The organism is bacterium (genome assembly GCA_026708055.1).
Taxonomy (GTDB): domain Bacteria; phylum Actinomycetota; class Acidimicrobiia; order Acidimicrobiales; family CATQHL01; genus VXNF01.
The window spans coordinates 1-15737 of the sequence record JAPOVS010000067.1 but is presented as its reverse complement, the minus strand read 5'-3'; the positions used below and the strand labels follow the sequence as shown (position 1 = coordinate 15737).

Below are 15737 nucleotides of genomic sequence, written 5' to 3'. Positions count from 1 at the left end.
CTGCGATGGCGGCGCGGAGTCCTAGCATGGTCCGGGTGATTGGCACCGAGGCCGGCACTCCCTCCCGGTCGGCCCTGCCGGGACGCCGCGCACGAGCCGTGGCCACCCTGGCGATCCTCCTGGCAGGGGTCTGCGGCGGGCTCATCGGCTATGCCCTGGTGGACGTGAGTTGCACCGGCGACTGCGGCTGGCAACTCGGAGTGGGCGTCCTCGTGGGTGCCGTGGCCGGCGCCTCGGGCGTGGCGGTCGTGGCCTCCTTGACGCTGCGGGCCATGCACGAGTGGCGGAGTGGCCCGCGGGCCGCCTCGGGGGCCGCCTTTCGGCTCGGCCGCCGGCGCGCCCGGTGACTTCCGGCGACACCGACCTCGAAGCCCTCCGGCAACTCGCCGTCGAGTTGGCCGCCGAGGCCGCCGACAGGCCCTGAGCACGGCAGCGACCTGCGAATTGGGGCAGCATGGTGACCATGGCGACGCGGATCCTGACCGTGGAGGACGACGAGCGCATTCGTACCTCCCTGCGGCTGGCCCTCGAGGACGAAGGCTGGGAGGTGGAGGAATCCTCCAACGGCGAGGCCGCGCTGAGCATCTTCCGGCGCCAACCCGCCGACGTGGTGCTGATCGACATCATGCTGCCGGGCGTGGACGGGTTCGAGGTGTGCCGCTCGCTGCGGCGGATCAGCAACGTTCCGATCGTCATGGTCACCGCCCGGGAGGACACCCATGACATCGTGGCCGGGCTGGAGGCCGGCGCGGACGACTACCTCACCAAGCCGTTCGCACCCAAGGAGCTCTCGGCGCGCATCCGGGCGCTGCTGCGGCGGGCCCGCACCGCCGAGGGACCGCTCACCAACTTCATCTTCGCCGACCTGGAGGTCTTCGCCGAGGAGGGCGTCGTGCGCCGGGGCAGACAGGAGATCAACCTCACCAAGACCGAACTCCGCCTGCTCGTCGAGCTGGCCTCCAGCCCCGGGCGCACCCTCAGCCGGGAGGTGCTGCTGGAGCGGATCTGGGGCTACGGCTACTTCGGCGACAGCCGGCTCGTGGATGTGCACATCCGCCGCCTCCGGACCAAGATCGAAACCGACCCTGCCAATCCCCGCCACGTCGTGACCGTCCGCGGCGAGGGGTACAAGCTGCAGCCCTAGCAACCGTGGCCGCGCGCGTCTCCCTGCGGCTGCGCGTCAGCCTGGTCTTCGGCCTCGGGGCGCTCGTGCTCGCCGCCGGGCTCTCGCTCATCACCTACGAGCTGACACGGGACAACCTGCTGACCCGCCGGGAGGACACCTCCCTGGCGCGCGTCCTGTTCAACGCCACCCAGGTGAGCCGGCTCATCGACGCCGAGTCGACCGAGCAACAGCTACGCGACCTGCTGCAGAACCTCTACACACCGCTCGGGGCCCGCCCGGTCATCCGCTTCGGCGATCTCTGGCTCTCGGCCAATCCCGTGGAGTTCAGCGAGCCGCAGATCGATCCGCTCCTCAAGGACACCGTGGCGGGAGGCCGCGCCGCGCAGATGCGCTACGTCGTGGGGGAATCCCCCTTCGCCGTCATCGGCATTCCCTACTTCGACATCGACGCCGCCTACTACGAGGCGGTGCCGCTGGACGACATCGCCGACACGCTCAGCTCGCTGCTGATCGCACTCCTCACCGGGAGCGCCATCACGGTGCTCGCCGGCATCGGCATCGGCATCTGGGCGTCGCAGCGCGCGGTGCAACCCCTCACCGACATCGGCGAGGCGGCCGAGGCCATCGCCGCCGGCGATCTCAACACGCGCCTCGAGGGCGCCGACCCCGATCTGGAGCGGCTGTCGCGCTCGTTCAACCAGATGGCCACCGCCCTGCAGGACCGCATCGAGCGCGACGCCCGCTTCGCCTCGAACGTGAGCCACGAGCTGCGCTCGCCCCTCATGACGCTCACGGCGTCCCTGGAGGTCCTGCGCAGGCGCCAGGGGGAGTTGCCGGTGCGGTCCCAGACCGCACTCAACCTGCTCACCGCCGACCTCGAGCACTTCAAGCAACTCGTCGCCGACCTGCTGGAGATCTCCCGCTACGACGTGGGAGCCGCCGCCCTGGAACTGGAGGAATTCGAGATCATCGAGTTCGTCCAGCAGGCGGCTCGCGCCGCCGGTCACACCCCCCGGGTCACTCGCGATCCCGACACCGAGGGTCTGGTGCTGCGGGCCGACCGGCGGCGCCTGGCACAGGTCATGGCGAACCTGCTGGAGAACGCGCAGAACCACGCCGGCGGCGCCACCCGGATCCACGTCGAGCGCTTCGACACCTCGGTGGAGATCTCGGTGATCGACGCCGGGCCGGGTGTGAGCCCCGAGGACCGCGACGTCATCTTCGACCGCTTCTCCCGCGGCAGCCGGCGGACCTCGGGGGGACGTTTCAGCGGTACCGGGCTGGGGCTGGCGCTGGTGGCCGAACATGTTCGCCTGCACGGCGGCTCGGTCCGCGTGACCGAGCGCGCCGACGGCGCATCCGGCGCCCGCTTCGTCGTCACACTCCCGGTGAACGAGCTGTGAGCGCCTCGCGCCGGCCCCCACTCCGGCGGTCCGTTCCCGCCCGGCGGTCCCTTCCCGCACTGCTGGCAACCCTGGCGGTGCTGGTCACAGCCGCGGCGTGCGGCGTGCCCCAGGATCCGGCGCCGCGTGTCCTGGACCCCTCGGACCTCCCGGAGGAGTTGGCGATCCCGGCCACGACCACGACCTCCACCGAGGCGCCGGTGCCACGCCAGAGCGTCTACCTCTACTTCGTGGACGGTGAGGTCCTGAGCCAGCCCGTCGAGCGCGAGTTGGCCACACCCGCAGGCCTGGTGGCCGCCCTCGACGCACTCATCGAGGGGCCGACCGAGGAGGAGGCCTCCGCGGGGCTCACCTCGGTCATTCCCGCCGGGACGGTCGTCCTCGGCAGCGATCTCACCAACGGCGTGCTGCAGGTGAATCTCGCCGAGGGGACGCTGGAGCAGATCGAGGGCGCGCTCCAGAGCCTGGCGATCGCCCAACTGGTCTACACCGCCACCGAACTCCCCGGTGTGGATTGGCTCTGGGTGCTGATCGAGGGCGAGCCCCGCGCCCTGCCCACCGATGAGGGCGACGTGGAGGCGCCGGTGGGGCGGGTGCACTATGCCTCGTTGCGACCGCCCGGACCACCGCCCGGGCCCGGCGGGGGCGGCTAGGAGCGGCAGGCCTCCGCCACCTCCCAGAGCCCGTCGGGGATCGGCTTGGCCGCCGCGGTGGCATCCTCCAGCGGCACCAGCGCGATCCTGCCGGCCTCCACCGCCACCATCCGGCCGAACGCGCCTGCGTGGGCGGCGTCCACCGCCGCCACCCCGAAGGAGCTGCACAGCACGCGATCGAAAGCCGTCGGGGTGCCGCCACGCTGGGTGTGGCCCAGCACAGTGATCCGGGTCTCCAGGCCGGTGCGCCGCTCGATCTCGGACGCCACGATGGCCCCGATCCCGCCGAGGCGGATATGCCCGTACTCGTCGACGCCGGGCTCGGGCACCTCCAGGGTGCCCGGCACCGGTCGGGCGCCCTCGGCCACGACGACCACCGAGGACTGGGCGCCGTCGTCGTGGAGGCTGCGCAACTCCGCGGCGATCGCAGCGATGTCGAAGGGCCGCTCCGGCACCAGGGTGGCGGCCGCACCGCCGGCGATGCCCGCCCACAGCGCCACGTGGCCGGCGTGGCGGCCCATCACCTCCACGACCATGACCCTGTGATGCGACTCGGCGGTGGTGTGCAACCGATCGATTGCGTCGGTGGCGGTCTGCACCGCGGTCTCGAAGCCGAAGGTCAGCTGGGTGCCGCCGACGTCGTTGTCGATTGTCTTGGGCACGCCCACGAGCGGCACGCCGAGATCGCGGTACAGCCTGTGCGCCACGCTCAGAGTCCCCTCACCGCCGACGACGATCAGCGCCGCCACATCCCGGCCGGCCAGCACGTCGGCCACTCTGGCCGGACCGTCCGCGGTCCTGTAGGGCTGGATGCGCGAGGTACCGAGGATCGTGCCGCCCCGGGCCAGGATCCGCGCGGCGCGCTCGGGAGTCACCGGGACCGCGTCGTCCTCGACGACTCCCCGCCATCCGTCCCGGAAACCCAGCACCTCGTCTCCCCAGCGCCGGGCACCGTGCAGCACCACGGCCCGGATCACGGCGTTCAACCCCGGACAGTCGCCACCGCCGGTCAGGATGCCGAGTCGCACGGGAAGTCAGCCGAGCGCGGGCAGCGCCTTGCGCAGGTTCCGTACCGCCTGGCCGATGCGCTGCTCGTTCTCGATGAGCGCGAAGCGCACGTAGCCCTCCCCGCCGGGCCCGAACCCGCCGCCGGGCGAGGTGGCCACATTCGCCTCGGTGACGAGGAAGGAGGCGAAGCCGACCGAGTCCATGTGGCGGTAGCCCTCCGGGATCGGCGCCCAGACGAACATCGTTCCCTTCGGTGGATCCACCGGCCAGCCGATGCGCGCCAGACCCTCGCACAGGCTGTCGCGGCGACTCTGGTAGGTGTCGCTCACCAGCTTCGGGTAGTCGGCCGCCTCGTTGAGAGTCACGGTGGCGGCGATCTGGACCGGCTGGAACGTGCCGTAGTCCAGGTATGACTTGAGCTTGGCGAGCGCGGCCACCGCTTCGGCGTTGCCCGCCATGAAGGCAACCCGCCAGCCGGCCATCGAGAAGGACTTGGTGAGCGAGTAGAACTCCACCGCCACGTCGGTTGCGCCGTCGGCCTCCAGGATCGACGGCGGCCGGTAGCCGTCGAAGGCGACGTCGGCGTAGGCGAAGTCGTGGACCACCAGGACCTCGTGCTGGCGGGCGAAGTCCACGACCCGCTGCATGAAGTCCAGATCCACGCAGGTGGTCGTCGGATTGTGCGGGAACGAGAGCAGGATGACCCGCGGCTTGGGCCACGAGTACTCCCAGCGCTGCTGGAGCGCCTCGTCGAGGTCGTCGCCCACCGAGAGGGGGATGTTGCGGATCTCCGCGCCGGCGAAGAGCGGCGCGAAGAGGTGGATCGGATACGAGGGCGCCGGCACCAGCACAGCGTCGCCCGGCTGCAACACCACCCACATCAGGTGCGAGAGTCCCTCCTTGGCGCCGATGGTGTTGATGATCTGCGTCTCGGGGTCGAGTTCGACGCCGAACCGGCGGAGGTACAGGTCCGCCACGGCGCTGCGGAGCTTGGGAATCCCCCGGCTGAGGGAGTAGCGATGGTTGCGCGGGTTGCGGGCGGCCTCGGCCAGTTTCTCGACGGCGATGTCGGGCGAGGGGATGTCGGGATTGCCGAAACCCAGGTCGATGATGTCCTCGCCGCGGCGCCGGCCCTCCACCTTGAGGCGGTCGATCACCGAGAAGACGTACGGCGGGAGGTTGGTGATGCGGCGGAACTCCATCGCTTCCGAGACTAGCGAGCGCGCCCGCCCGCTCCGTGGAGATCCGGCCCGCCGAGGGCGTCCAGCGCCAAGTGGGCCGCACCGACGACACCCGCCCGGTCGCCGTGGCGGGCCTGGCGCACTTCCACGGTGGGCCTCCTGCCCTGTTCCACGAGGATCTCCGACAGGGCGTCGCGCACCGGCGCCAGGAACACCTCGCCCAGTTCGGACAATCCCCCGCCGAGCACGACCACCTCCGGCGACAGCACCAGGATCAGGTTGTTGAGCCCCAGCGCCACCCAGAAGGAGAGATCGCGCAGCAGCCCGCGTGCCACCGGGTCGCCGGCGGTCGCCAACTCTCCCACGTGCTCACCCCGGAGCGCTTCGGCGCGACCGGCCGCCCGGTCGCTCAGCGCCGGCGCCTTCCCGGCACGGACGGCTTCCCGGGCGGCTCGCCCGAGCGCCTCGCCGGAGGCCAGTCGCTCCCAGCAGCCCCGGCGACCGCACAGGCACTCGGGCCCGTCCGGGGCCACGATCATGTGCCCCGCCTCGCCGGCCAGGCCGTGCGCGCCGCGCCGGATCTCGCCGTCGAGCAGCAGCGCCGCGCCGATCCCGGTCCCGAAGGTCACCAGCAGGGCGTCGGCGACACCGGCAGCGGCCCCACCCTCCATCTCGCCGCGCAGGGCCGCGGTGGCGTCGTTGTCCACCACCACCGGGCGGCGCAGGCGCCCGGTCAGCATCGAACGCAGCGGGAAGTCCGCAATGGCGGGAATGTTCGGGGATGTTGCCACCACACCCGACCGGTCCACGATCCCGGCGCACCCCACGCCGAGCGCGGCGACCGGCTCGGCCAACTCCTGCTCCATCCCGCGCACCATGTCGCAGATCGCGTCGACGATGCCGGCCATGCTGTCGGGGCGGTCGCCGCGCCGGGCCGCGTGCCCTGTGGCGCCGCCCGGACCGAGCACCTCGGCCCGGATGTTCGTCCCGCCGATGTCGAAGCCCGCCAGGCGTCCGGCCATCACGGCACCGGCAGCCGCGAGGGCGGCCCGATGTGCGAGGGCGGCCCGGGCCGGCTGTCGCTCGCCGCGGGTCTCACCCGCGCCGCTGCGCCCGCTCCGCGCTGACCGACTCGATGCGGCGCCGCAACTGGTCGAGCGCCGCCTGCATGATGCGCGACTCCGCCCGGCGCTTCACGAACCCGGGCACCGCCACCGCCAGTTCGGCCGCGAGCGAGTAGGTGATGAGGGTCTTGCCCTCGTCGTCGGCCGACGGCGCCAGCTCGTACTCACCGTCCAGGTGGCGGACCTGGTCGCCCTCGGTAAGCCGCCAGGCCACCCGCAGCGGGTTGGAGCCGTAGAAGTACTTGAGCGTGTAGGTCACACTGCGGCCCATCGCCGCGGCCCGGAACGCCACGAGACCGCCGGCACCGCTGTCGTCCCGTCGAAGGACACGGGCCTCCTTGATGTCCGGCGCCCACTGCGGGTACTGCTCGAAGTCCACGACGACGTCGAAACAGTCCGAGGGCGAGGCGTTCACCAGCATCCGGCGCGTCGAGAACTCAACCATCCCGCCTCCGCGCGGCGCGCGGGGACCGGCTGGGGAACTCGCCGTGCCCCGCACCCCAGAGAGCAATCACACCCAAGCCGTACACACCCGCAAGAATACCGAACGCGAGCGGGCCAAAGGGGCGAACCGCCGCACCGGTGAGCCCGGCGGCGAACTGCAACCCGGCAGCGAGCCGCAATTCGACGCGCACCGAGCGGGGCGCTCCCGGCATTCCCACGAAGGCAGCCATCGTCGACACCTGCTCGAGTCGGCTCCGGCGCACCGCCACGGCGTACGCCCGGAGAAGGGCGAGACTCCCGGCACCGAACAGCACCAGCGCCACGACCTGGGCGGCCGCGCCGGCTCGATGGGGCCACACCGCGCCCAGCACGATCGCAACGCACAGCACCGCTGTGCCGGCGCGGGAGGCCACGAGCAACCACTGCGGTGGCGGAGCACCGTCGGCAGCAGGCGCCGGGGAACTCAACTCAGGGCGCGGCACAGGTCCCCGGCCAGGCGGTCGTAGCTGAACCGCGCCTCGGCGCGCCGGCGCGCGGCGGCGCCCATGCGGCGGCGGCAGGCGGGATCGTCGAGCAGGGTCGCCAGGCTGTCGGCCACTGCGGTGGCATCGTTGGGATCTCCGACCACCAGCCCGCTGATCCCGTGCTCGACGGCTTCGGCTGCTCCCCCGCTCTCGCCGGCCACCTGCGCCACCCCGGCGGCCGCCGCCTCCAGGAAGACGATCCCGAATCCTTCCTGCTCGAGGCCTGCCCAGCGCCTGCGGCACAGCATGGCGAACAGGTCCGCGGCGCCGTACAGGCCGGCCAACTCCCCCTCGGGGACCCGCCCGAGCAGGCGAGCCGGCGCGCCGGTGCGGCGCACGAGCCGCTCCAGTCTCCCGCGGTCCCTGCCCGCTCCGGCGATGCACAGGCGCAGACCCGGCCGGCCGGGTGCCAGGCGGGCGACCGCCTCGATCAGCCTGTCCATGCCCTTGCGCGGCACCAGCCGGCTGACGCAGAGCACCAGGGTCTCGCCGTCATCCACGCCGAGGCAGCGGCGCGCCGCCCGCCGACGTTCGCCGGACAGCGGCACGAAGCGCCCGACGTCGACCCCCGGCGGCACGTAGTGGTCCGGCGCCATGTCGGGGCACAGCCGCCGCGCTTCGCCGGCCGCGTAGCGGCTGGCGGAGATCACCAACTCGGCACCCGCCAGGGTGCGCCGGAGTGCTCCGGCGGCGAGCGGCAGCCGCGCCGGCACGGTCACCTCGGCGCCGTGCAGGACGACCCCGTAGGGCACCCCCAGGCGCGGCCCCAGGGCCCCCACGGGAACAGCGGGGTCGAACACGACCAGCTCGGCGCCGGTGGAGGCCAGCAGATCGCGGATCTCCGCCAGCACCACCGGCCTGGGCAGCAGGAAGGAGGCCGCGCTGCGCACGATGGGGTACGCCTCGGCGGCGTCGAAGGCGGCGGCATCGGGATGCGGCCGGGTCAGGACGCAGAACCGATCGGGTGGCAGCCGCCGCCAGAGCTCCCAGAGGTAGTTCTGGATCCCGCCGACCTTCGGCGGGTAGTCGTTGGTGACCAGCAGGTGGCGGCGCGGCCGGGGTTCGCCGCCGGTTGTCGTGCGGGGCTCGCTCACGAGCCGCCCGCCGGGGCGGTCGCCGACTCCGGTTCCAGCCCCAGCCGCCTCGCCGCCCAGGCCGCGTGGCGGGCCAGCATGGGGTCCGCGTGCCGCTGGTAGCGCCGCAGGGCCCCCGCTACCTCGGGATCGCTGCCGTCGGCGATGTTGCCCAGCACGACGAGCGCGTTGCGCCGCAGGTAGCGAGGGTCGCGGGCGGGGATGTACCAGCGCCCGTGGCGTTCCATGAGTTCCTCGTCGCCGGCCGCTAAGAGGTCCAGGACGTCCACCGAGGCCTCCTCGCCGGGATCGGTGGCCTCCGGCAGGGGCCGGTTGGGCGGGCAGACCTCCTGGCAGTCGTCGCACCCGTACAGCCGGTCCCCGAGCGCTTCCCGGAACTCGACGGGAAAGTCACCGGTGGCCTGCAGCAGCCACGCCAGGCAGCGGCGGCTGTCGACGACTCCGGGGGCGACGATGGCGCCCGTCGGGCAGCCGTCGAGGCACCGCCGGCAGGGGCCGCAGCCGTCGGGCACCCGCTCGACGGCCGGCGCCAGGACCGCATCGCTGACCACCGTTCCCAGCACGAACCAGCTTCCCGAGTCCGCCAGCAGCAGGTTGCTGTTCTTGCCGTAGTAGCCCAGACCGGCCCGGCGGGCGGCCTCGCGGTCCACGAGCGCGTTGTCGTCGGCCACGACCACCGCCCGATGGCCCGCCTCGACGAGAACCCGGGCCACCGCGCCCAGGGCCGCACGCAGCTCGCCGTACACGTCACTGCTGGCGTAGCGGGCCACCCGGGCCGTCGGTCGCCCCGCGGCGGGTCCCGGGGCGGCGGGACGGGCGTAGTCCAGCGCCCCCACCACCAGGGAAGCCGCCCCCGGGAGGATCCGCCCCGGGTCGGTGGAGCGCTCGGGATTGCGGTACGTGAACTGCATGCCGCCGTGGAGGCCCGCGGCCCGGCGCTCCGACAGCGCCCGGCGCGTGCTCTCGAAGACCTCCACCGGGGCCACGCCGACCGCGGCCAGCCCGGCCCGCCGCCCCACCTCCAGAACGTCGCGCCGCAGGTCCTCGGGCGGCGCCTCCCGCGCCGGTCCGCGCCCTGCCGGGCGGCGCACGACTCGCACCGGCGCCGGCCGCGGGGGGGCGTCGTCTCCCTCGAGGCGTCCCGCTGTCACCCTCCGAGCGTAGGTGCTGGAAGCGTCAGGCAACGAGCCCGGAGAGCCCCGCCGCGGGTGTCAGTCCCAGCCGGGCTCGACGCCGCTGCTCGTAGAGACCGAGCGCCTGGAGGGGGAAGTACTGCCGGTACAGGCCGTAGTCCAGCACGGCCGTCCGGAAGAACACCCCGGCGCCGTCCTGGCGGGGCCACTGGCCGTCCGCGTCCTGGCTGTCGAGCAGGAATCGGGCGCCCTGCGCGATCGCCGCCCAGTCCGAGTCGCCCGCCTCGAGGAGGGCGAGCATCGCCCACGCGGTCTGGATGACCTGACTCTCGGTGTGCGCGACGTAGCGGCCGGTCAGGCAGCCGCTGTGGTGCTCGCCCCACCCCCCGTCGGGCCGCTGGCGGTCCAGCAGCCACCGGCACGCCAGCCGCAGCGCCGGATCGCCGGGGCCGGCGCCGGCGGCAAGCAGACCCCTGATCCCGAAGAAGGTGCCGTAGATGAACTGGACACCCCAGGAGCCGCGCCACGACCCGTCGCAGCGCTGGGTCCGGCGAAGCCAGGCCTCGGCCCTGCGGACCGCGCTCATCACCGCCGGATCCGCGACCTCCGGGAAGTGCTCCCGGCAAGCGGTCAACGCGGTGAGGCAGGAAGCGGTGCACTCGACGTAGGAGCGCTCCGTCATCGACTCGCCGAACATCTCGGCCGGATTCAGCCACTCGAGGCCGATCGCCGAGCGCCGTGCCTCGTAGCTGCCGAACCCGCCGTTGCGGCTCTGGCCGCGCAACATGAAACGAACCGCCTCGCCGAGCGCCGTCGTGCTCGTGGCGCCGCGATCGGCGGCGATCAGTCCGAGCACGGCTTCCGCGGTGCAGTCAGTCACCGGCCAGCCGTGCGATTTCCCGGCGAAACACCAGCCGCCTCTGGGATCGGTCCGGTAGGCGTCGCCGAATCCCTCGAAGCTGACATCGATCTGTTGCCGGCGCACGAAATCGGCGCCGCGGCGCAGTGCGCTCGCAACGCCGTCGGACTCCGGCACGGTCGCCAGCGCCTGCAGGGAGAACCCGGTGTCCCACAAGGCGCTTCTCGCTCCGGCGACGCGTGCGCCGCCCTCGGCGTCCTCCCAGATCCAGCCGTCCAGCTGCGCGAGAGCCCGCTGGCCGTCGCTGTCGTCCGGATCCCGCAGCCACAGGGCGAGAATGTTGAGGAGTCCGCTGACCGGGGAGATGCTCCTGTGGGCAGTGGTTCGCAGTTCCCACCTGATGTGCCGGATCATCTCCTCGATGCATCGGGCGCGCCGTCGCTTGCCTGCGAACCGTTCGTACAGCTGCGCGAACCGGTAGCCGGCTCGGAGCCACACACCGGGCCGGGCGAAGAGGTCGCCCTCCCGCAGGCGATTCCGGCCCGAGCGGAAGTCGACGTCGGCGAACCCCTCGGGGAACAACTCCTCCCGCACCGCGGCGATCACCGACGTGACGGGTGCCCGGTACCGGAGCGGGTAGATCACCGCCATCGCCATGTAGATGAGCCGGGTATGGCAGTACCACTTCGAAGGATGCAACGGCATCCAGCGCGGCAGTCTCCACAGTTCCGGCAGGACGGCGTTCACCCCGCGCCAGTCGTAGAGGCCGACGAGCGCCAGCCAGAACTTCCCCCAGCTCGGGATGCCGAGCACCCCCTCCGCCCGCAGGAATCGCCGGGCCCGCTCGATCAGCGGGTCGTCCGGCTCGATGCCGAGCAGTCTCGCCGCCGCGTAGACCAGGGTCGTGACGAACAGGTGGGGCGGTGCGTGCTCGTGCAGACCCCAGGAGCCTCCCTCGAGGCGCGATCGCTCGAAGTGGCGCAGCACGCGGCGACGTCGGCCGGGGTCGAGCGGCCGCCCCACGATGTGGTGCAGCAGCACGTACTGCGCGGTGAGCATGGGACACCACACCACCTCGCCCTCCCAGGAGCCGTCGGCGCCCTGGAGGCTCAACAGGCGCGTGCTCGCGCTCCTCAGCGCCGGGCCGGCGTCGGGCGCCGCGACCGCTTCGGGGGGGCTGGCCCGGAGGTCCCCGGCTCTCGAAGGCATGGAGACCAGGAACGCGCGGGCCAGGGTCTCCCGGGCCCGCGCGTCCCTGCGCCCACCGGCGTTGCGCGCCTTGCGGAGTTGGCGAACCCCGCGGAGAACCCACCCGAGACGAACCGCCAGCGCACGGACGATGTCGCGGGTCCGACGCCAGGCGGCCCGCTCACAGGATCTCGGGATCTCCCCGACGACCGCCCGGGCCCCCATCGCGCCGCACGCCAGACCCAGACTGGCGATCGAGGTGTCCTCACAGGCGAGAAGGCCGACGGTCCGGTCGCGGACCGCGGGACTCTCCCGCCAACGCCGGTAGATCGCGTGCCTGAGCGCCACCGATTCGACCCGATGGTCCGCGAGGATCTCATACAGCCCCATGGCGAGGAGCTCCGGGGCGCGGGTCGCCCGGAAACGCCTGTTGGTGAAGTCGCGGAAGTTCCTTCCTTCGGCCAGTGTCAGCGCGTCGCCGAAACCGAGGGTCATCCCCACCGCCGTCAGCGGATGGTAATGCCCGGCCGCATCCCCGATGAGGACCCGCCGCGGGCTCCCGTAGGTGGCGCGTGGCCTCAGCGCGTTGGCCGCGGCGAGAAATCTCCGCTCCCGCAGCGCTTCGACGAACGCCGCCCGGAGCGCTTCGGGCATCCAGCTGGCGTACGAGTCCGACATCATGGCGACCAGGTCCCTCGCTGAGTGCCCCAAGGGGACGTCGACAATCACCCGGACGGAATCGTCTCCCAAGCGATATATGAGAATCGGCCCCGGTCCGCCGCAGACCACGTGCCCGTAACCCTCCAGCGGCAACCCCACCCCGCTCAGGGTGATCCCCATCATCCGCGAGCAGTTACTCGGACTCGTCCAGAGACCCAAGGATCGGCGCACGATCGAGCCCCGGCCGTCCGCGCCGACGATCAGCGCGGCCTTCACGGATTCATCGGCGCCGTCGCGGGCGAACGTGACACGCTGGTCCTCGACCGCCCGCACGCGCGCGTGGAGCATGAAGTCGATGCCCGGCTCGTCGTCGACGGCTGCACGCAGCAGCGAGACCAGCGCCTCGTGCTCGCAGACCAGACCGTGCGATCCGTCCGGATAGCGAAGCACGATCGGCTCGGACCGGTCCTCGGGGAACACCACGAATCCCTTGCCCGCGGTGCTCCGCGGCTGGGTATCGAGCCCTATCCCGAAATCACGCAGGATGCGCAGGGCGGGGGGGTGCAACCACTCGCCTGCGAGCCGTTTGGAGGTATTGGGGTTCGCCTCGAGCAGAGCCACCGAGGCGCCTCGGCGCGCGTGGGCGAGCGCGCACAAGCTGCCGACCGGGCCGGCGCCGACGACGGCGACGTCGTAACTCCGGGCGGCGCCGCTCACGGGACTGCGCCCGCCGGCGTCTCCCGCACCGGCCCGCCGGACCGTTGCCGCGTCTCGCTGCCCATGAGTCGAATGTCGTTTTCCCCGGGCCTTCAGTCCGCATTCGCGGTGACGATCGGCCGAAAGATGATCCTGCATCACCGTAGCAGTGATGCCCGAACGGCTCAGCCCCCAGCGGCGGGCACCGCTCGGCGGCCTCCCGGTGCGCGTCGAACCGGCTCAGAGGTCCCGGACGGCGGCAGATAGGCCGGCTTCTTCGGCTGCTCCGGCGATCTTGTCCTTTGTGGCGGTGGACGTGGTGAGTTGGATCGTCATCTGGATGTGGGAGGCGTCGGTGTCGATAGCGTCGGCGAGGGTGCTGAAGAGCCGCCAGACCGCGTCGCGGGCCTCGCTGTCGCTCAGTGACTTTGTGACGGTCATAGCGACTTGATGCTCGGTGGATGTGGGCCTCGGGTCGTCGGTCTTGGGGCGGAGCGTGAGGGTGATCGTGCTGCCCGGCTCGACTCGGGCGCCGGGAGCTGTGCCTTGTTCGGTGACGACCCCGGCGGCTCCGGCGCCTGCGGCGGCGACTGTCAGGCCGGCCTGCTGGAGGGCGGCACGGGCGTCTGCCGCGCTCTGGCCGGTCACGTCGGGGACTTCGACCTGGCCCTTTGCCGGTCGCTGGATGCGTAGTTCGTTGGAGCTGAGGTTGATGTCGGCAGCGGTCGTGACGGTGCGGGTCCCCCCGGCGCTGTCGACGATCTCGATGTCGCCGGCGGTGATGGCCGCGAACAGGGCGCGGCGGAGATCCCGCTCGCCGGCGGGGAGCAGCTGGCGCGTCTCGAAGGTCCAGCGGGCGGGGCGACCGCCGCGGCCGGGGATCATGTCGATGGCGGTGAGCCCGGCGTTGGGGTCGGACAGTTCGGTCCACACCACCTCGGCGTCCCCCGGCCCGAACGCCGTGGACGGAACGAAAGCAGCGGCGGCCAGTTCGCTCAGCGTGGCACCGCGGCGGCCGCCGGGGCGTGGGCAGACCGAGTAGACGAACAGCGCGGTGGCGGCGCGCTCTGCGGCTCTCGGGTTGTTGCTGTTCCAGCCGACGGGTTCGCGGTGCAGGTCGAGGCGGCGGGCTGTGCCCCTTTCGGGATGGTCGGGGTCGGCGATCTCCGCGGCGGCGATCTCGCGCAGGCTCGCCCCGGTGCGGTGATCGGTGACGAGCCCCGAGTCCAACAAGGAGTCCCGCACCGACCGGGCCGACAGCGGCAGGTCACCGGGCCCGATCAGCTGCGGCCCCCAGTCCCCGCGGCCGCCGCGCTCGGCCAACTCGTAGACGGTCGCGGCGAACACCTGGATCGTGGAGCGCACCCGCTGGAACCCGGCGTGCTGGGACCACTCCTCCTCGGCCAGGCGGATCAGCGACGGGTGGAACGGGTAGCAGCGCGCCACCCGCTCGGCCACCCGCTCGCCGTCGGGGCCGAGTTGGGCGAACACGTCGGCGCCCCAACGCCCGCCCATGTGCGCCGCGAACCACCCTGCGGTGGCCGCGACGACCTCGGCGGGCGGGCGGCCGGCGAAGAGGCGGCGGCGGATGATCTCAGCGAAGTCGCCGCCGCCGGAGACGGTCGTGGCCTCGCCGTTGCGCACCAGCAGGTCCTCCAGCTCGCCCCGGCAGCGCTGGCCGGTCTCGTTGAGGGCGATCCGGTCCCGGTCCGAGGCGATCATCACCACGACAAGGACGCAGTTGTCGACGTCGTTGACCACATCCAGCAGCGCCCGCAGGAACGCCATGTCGGCCAGCGCCAGCTGCTCGTCCTTGTTGGACGCCCAGCGGATGTAGTCCATGATCTCGTCGATGAGGATCAGCACCGGGCGGCCCGCATCGTGCAGGGCCTCGGCGAGGGACTCCTTGTTGGCGACGTGGTCCTTGTAGGTCTCCCACTTCTTGTAGGCGCCCTCGAAGAGCCGCCACAGGAACCGCTCCCCCAGCGTCGCCGCCGGGCCGTCGACCTTCTCGCGGGGCTCGGGGTTGTCGCAGTCCAGGACAACGCAGCGCGGGCCGCCCAGGTCACCGGCCACGATGCCCGGCCCGACAAACTGCCCGACCTCGCGGAACACCTCTGTGCCCAGATCTGTCGCCGCCAGCCGGTCGGTGTGGGCGGCGAGATGCCATAGCCCGATGAGGCCGTGGGACTTCCCGCCCCCCATCGCCTGATCGAGCCGCCAAACGGCACGCGCCCTCGTGGACGCCGCCCCGCCCGAGCCGAGCCGCACCGCCACCTGCGCCATTAACGCCACCAGAGAGCCGGTCGGGTGGGTGATCTGCCCGTAGAGGTCGGCGTCACCGTAGAGGCCGGTCGCGCCGTCGGCCCGTCCGAACACCGCATCGTGCAGCGACGCCTGCACATCGTCGATACGGCCCCTCCCGTCGACGATCTCGTCGCGTAGCTGGACGGTCTCCCACCACGGAGTCGGCGGCGCACTGCTCATGCCCCCAACCTCCGGTCGAACAGGGTCCCCTGGCGTTCGGCGGCCTCCCGCTGCTCGGCTCGACGCTCGCGGGCCGTCTCGATGGACTGCGAACTCGAGGTGACGGCGGCACGGTTCCGCACCACCCAGGTCCACACCTCGCCGTCGCGGTCGGCCT

13 protein-coding genes are annotated in these 15737 nt (G+C 72.3%); 4 read left to right on the top strand and 9 right to left on the bottom strand.

Annotated elements, in window-relative coordinates; translation table 11 throughout:
• The first annotated feature begins 26 nt into the window (after positions 1 to 26).
• The 4 genes from OXG55_14390 to OXG55_14375 all read left to right on the top strand — a co-directional run bounded on the left by OXG55_14390 (position 27) and on the right by OXG55_14375 (position 3182).
• Positions 27 to 347 carry a hypothetical protein gene (locus OXG55_14390; protein ID MCY4104428.1) on the top strand — a complete coding sequence of 107 codons (321 nt, stop codon included), beginning with the start codon at positions 27 to 29 and terminating at the stop codon, positions 345 to 347.
• Between the two features lie 116 nt (positions 348 to 463).
• The gene (locus tag OXG55_14385; GenBank protein ID MCY4104427.1) at positions 464 to 1144 is read left to right on the top strand and encodes a response regulator transcription factor; all 681 of its coding nucleotides are present in this window, start codon (positions 464 to 466) and stop codon (positions 1142 to 1144) included.
• Positions 1145 to 1149: 5 nt separating this feature from the next.
• Complete coding sequence (locus tag OXG55_14380; GenBank protein ID MCY4104426.1) at positions 1150 to 2529, top strand: HAMP domain-containing sensor histidine kinase; 1380 nt, start codon at positions 1150 to 1152, stop codon at positions 2527 to 2529.
• The gene (locus OXG55_14375; GenBank protein ID MCY4104425.1) at positions 2526 to 3182 is read left to right on the top strand and encodes a GerMN domain-containing protein; all 657 of its coding nucleotides are present in this window, start codon (positions 2526 to 2528) and stop codon (positions 3180 to 3182) included. The genes OXG55_14380 and OXG55_14375 overlap by 4 nt, the downstream gene beginning before the upstream one ends.
• On the opposite strand, the gene OXG55_14370 is transcribed toward OXG55_14375, so the two are convergent.
• The 9 genes from OXG55_14370 to OXG55_14330 all read right to left on the bottom strand — a co-directional run bounded on the left by OXG55_14370 (position 3179) and on the right by OXG55_14330 (position 15580).
• Positions 3179 to 4210 (bottom strand): ATP-dependent 6-phosphofructokinase, encoded by a 1032-nt coding sequence (locus OXG55_14370; protein ID MCY4104424.1) that lies wholly within the window; start codon positions 4208 to 4210, stop codon positions 3179 to 3181. The two genes, OXG55_14375 and OXG55_14370, sit on opposite strands and share 4 nt — an antisense overlap.
• A gap of 6 nt (positions 4211 to 4216) precedes the next feature.
• The gene (locus OXG55_14365; protein ID MCY4104423.1) at positions 4217 to 5392 is read right to left on the bottom strand and encodes an aminotransferase class I/II-fold pyridoxal phosphate-dependent enzyme; all 1176 of its coding nucleotides are present in this window, start codon (positions 5390 to 5392) and stop codon (positions 4217 to 4219) included.
• Positions 5393 to 5403: 11 nt separating this feature from the next.
• Complete coding sequence (locus OXG55_14360; GenBank protein ID MCY4104422.1) at positions 5404 to 6393, bottom strand: ROK family protein; 990 nt, start codon at positions 6391 to 6393, stop codon at positions 5404 to 5406.
• A 73-nt stretch (positions 6394 to 6466) separates the two neighbouring features.
• A complete protein-coding gene (locus tag OXG55_14355; GenBank protein ID MCY4104421.1) occupies positions 6467 to 6940 on the bottom strand; it encodes an SRPBCC family protein in 474 nt (157 codons plus the stop codon).
• A complete protein-coding gene (locus tag OXG55_14350; GenBank protein ID MCY4104420.1) occupies positions 6933 to 7421 on the bottom strand; it encodes a hypothetical protein in 489 nt (162 codons plus the stop codon). Before OXG55_14350 ends, OXG55_14355 begins: the two co-directional genes overlap by 8 nt.
• Positions 7403 to 8557: a glycosyltransferase family 4 protein gene (locus OXG55_14345; GenBank protein ID MCY4104419.1), complete on the bottom strand. Its 1155-nt coding sequence runs from the start codon at positions 8555 to 8557 to the stop codon at positions 7403 to 7405. Before OXG55_14345 ends, OXG55_14350 begins: the two co-directional genes overlap by 19 nt.
• A complete protein-coding gene (queG, locus tag OXG55_14340; protein MCY4104418.1) occupies positions 8554 to 9708 on the bottom strand; it encodes a tRNA epoxyqueuosine(34) reductase QueG in 1155 nt (384 codons plus the stop codon). Before queG ends, OXG55_14345 begins: the two co-directional genes overlap by 4 nt.
• 25 nt (positions 9709 to 9733) lie before the next feature.
• Positions 9734 to 13114 (bottom strand): FAD-dependent monooxygenase, encoded by a 3381-nt coding sequence (locus OXG55_14335; GenBank protein ID MCY4104417.1) that lies wholly within the window; start codon positions 13112 to 13114, stop codon positions 9734 to 9736.
• A 219-nt stretch (positions 13115 to 13333) separates the two neighbouring features.
• Entirely contained in the window at positions 13334 to 15580 is a 2247-nt protein-coding gene (locus OXG55_14330; GenBank protein MCY4104416.1) for a PASTA domain-containing protein, read from the bottom strand.
• Positions 15581 to 15737: the final 157 nt, after the last annotated feature.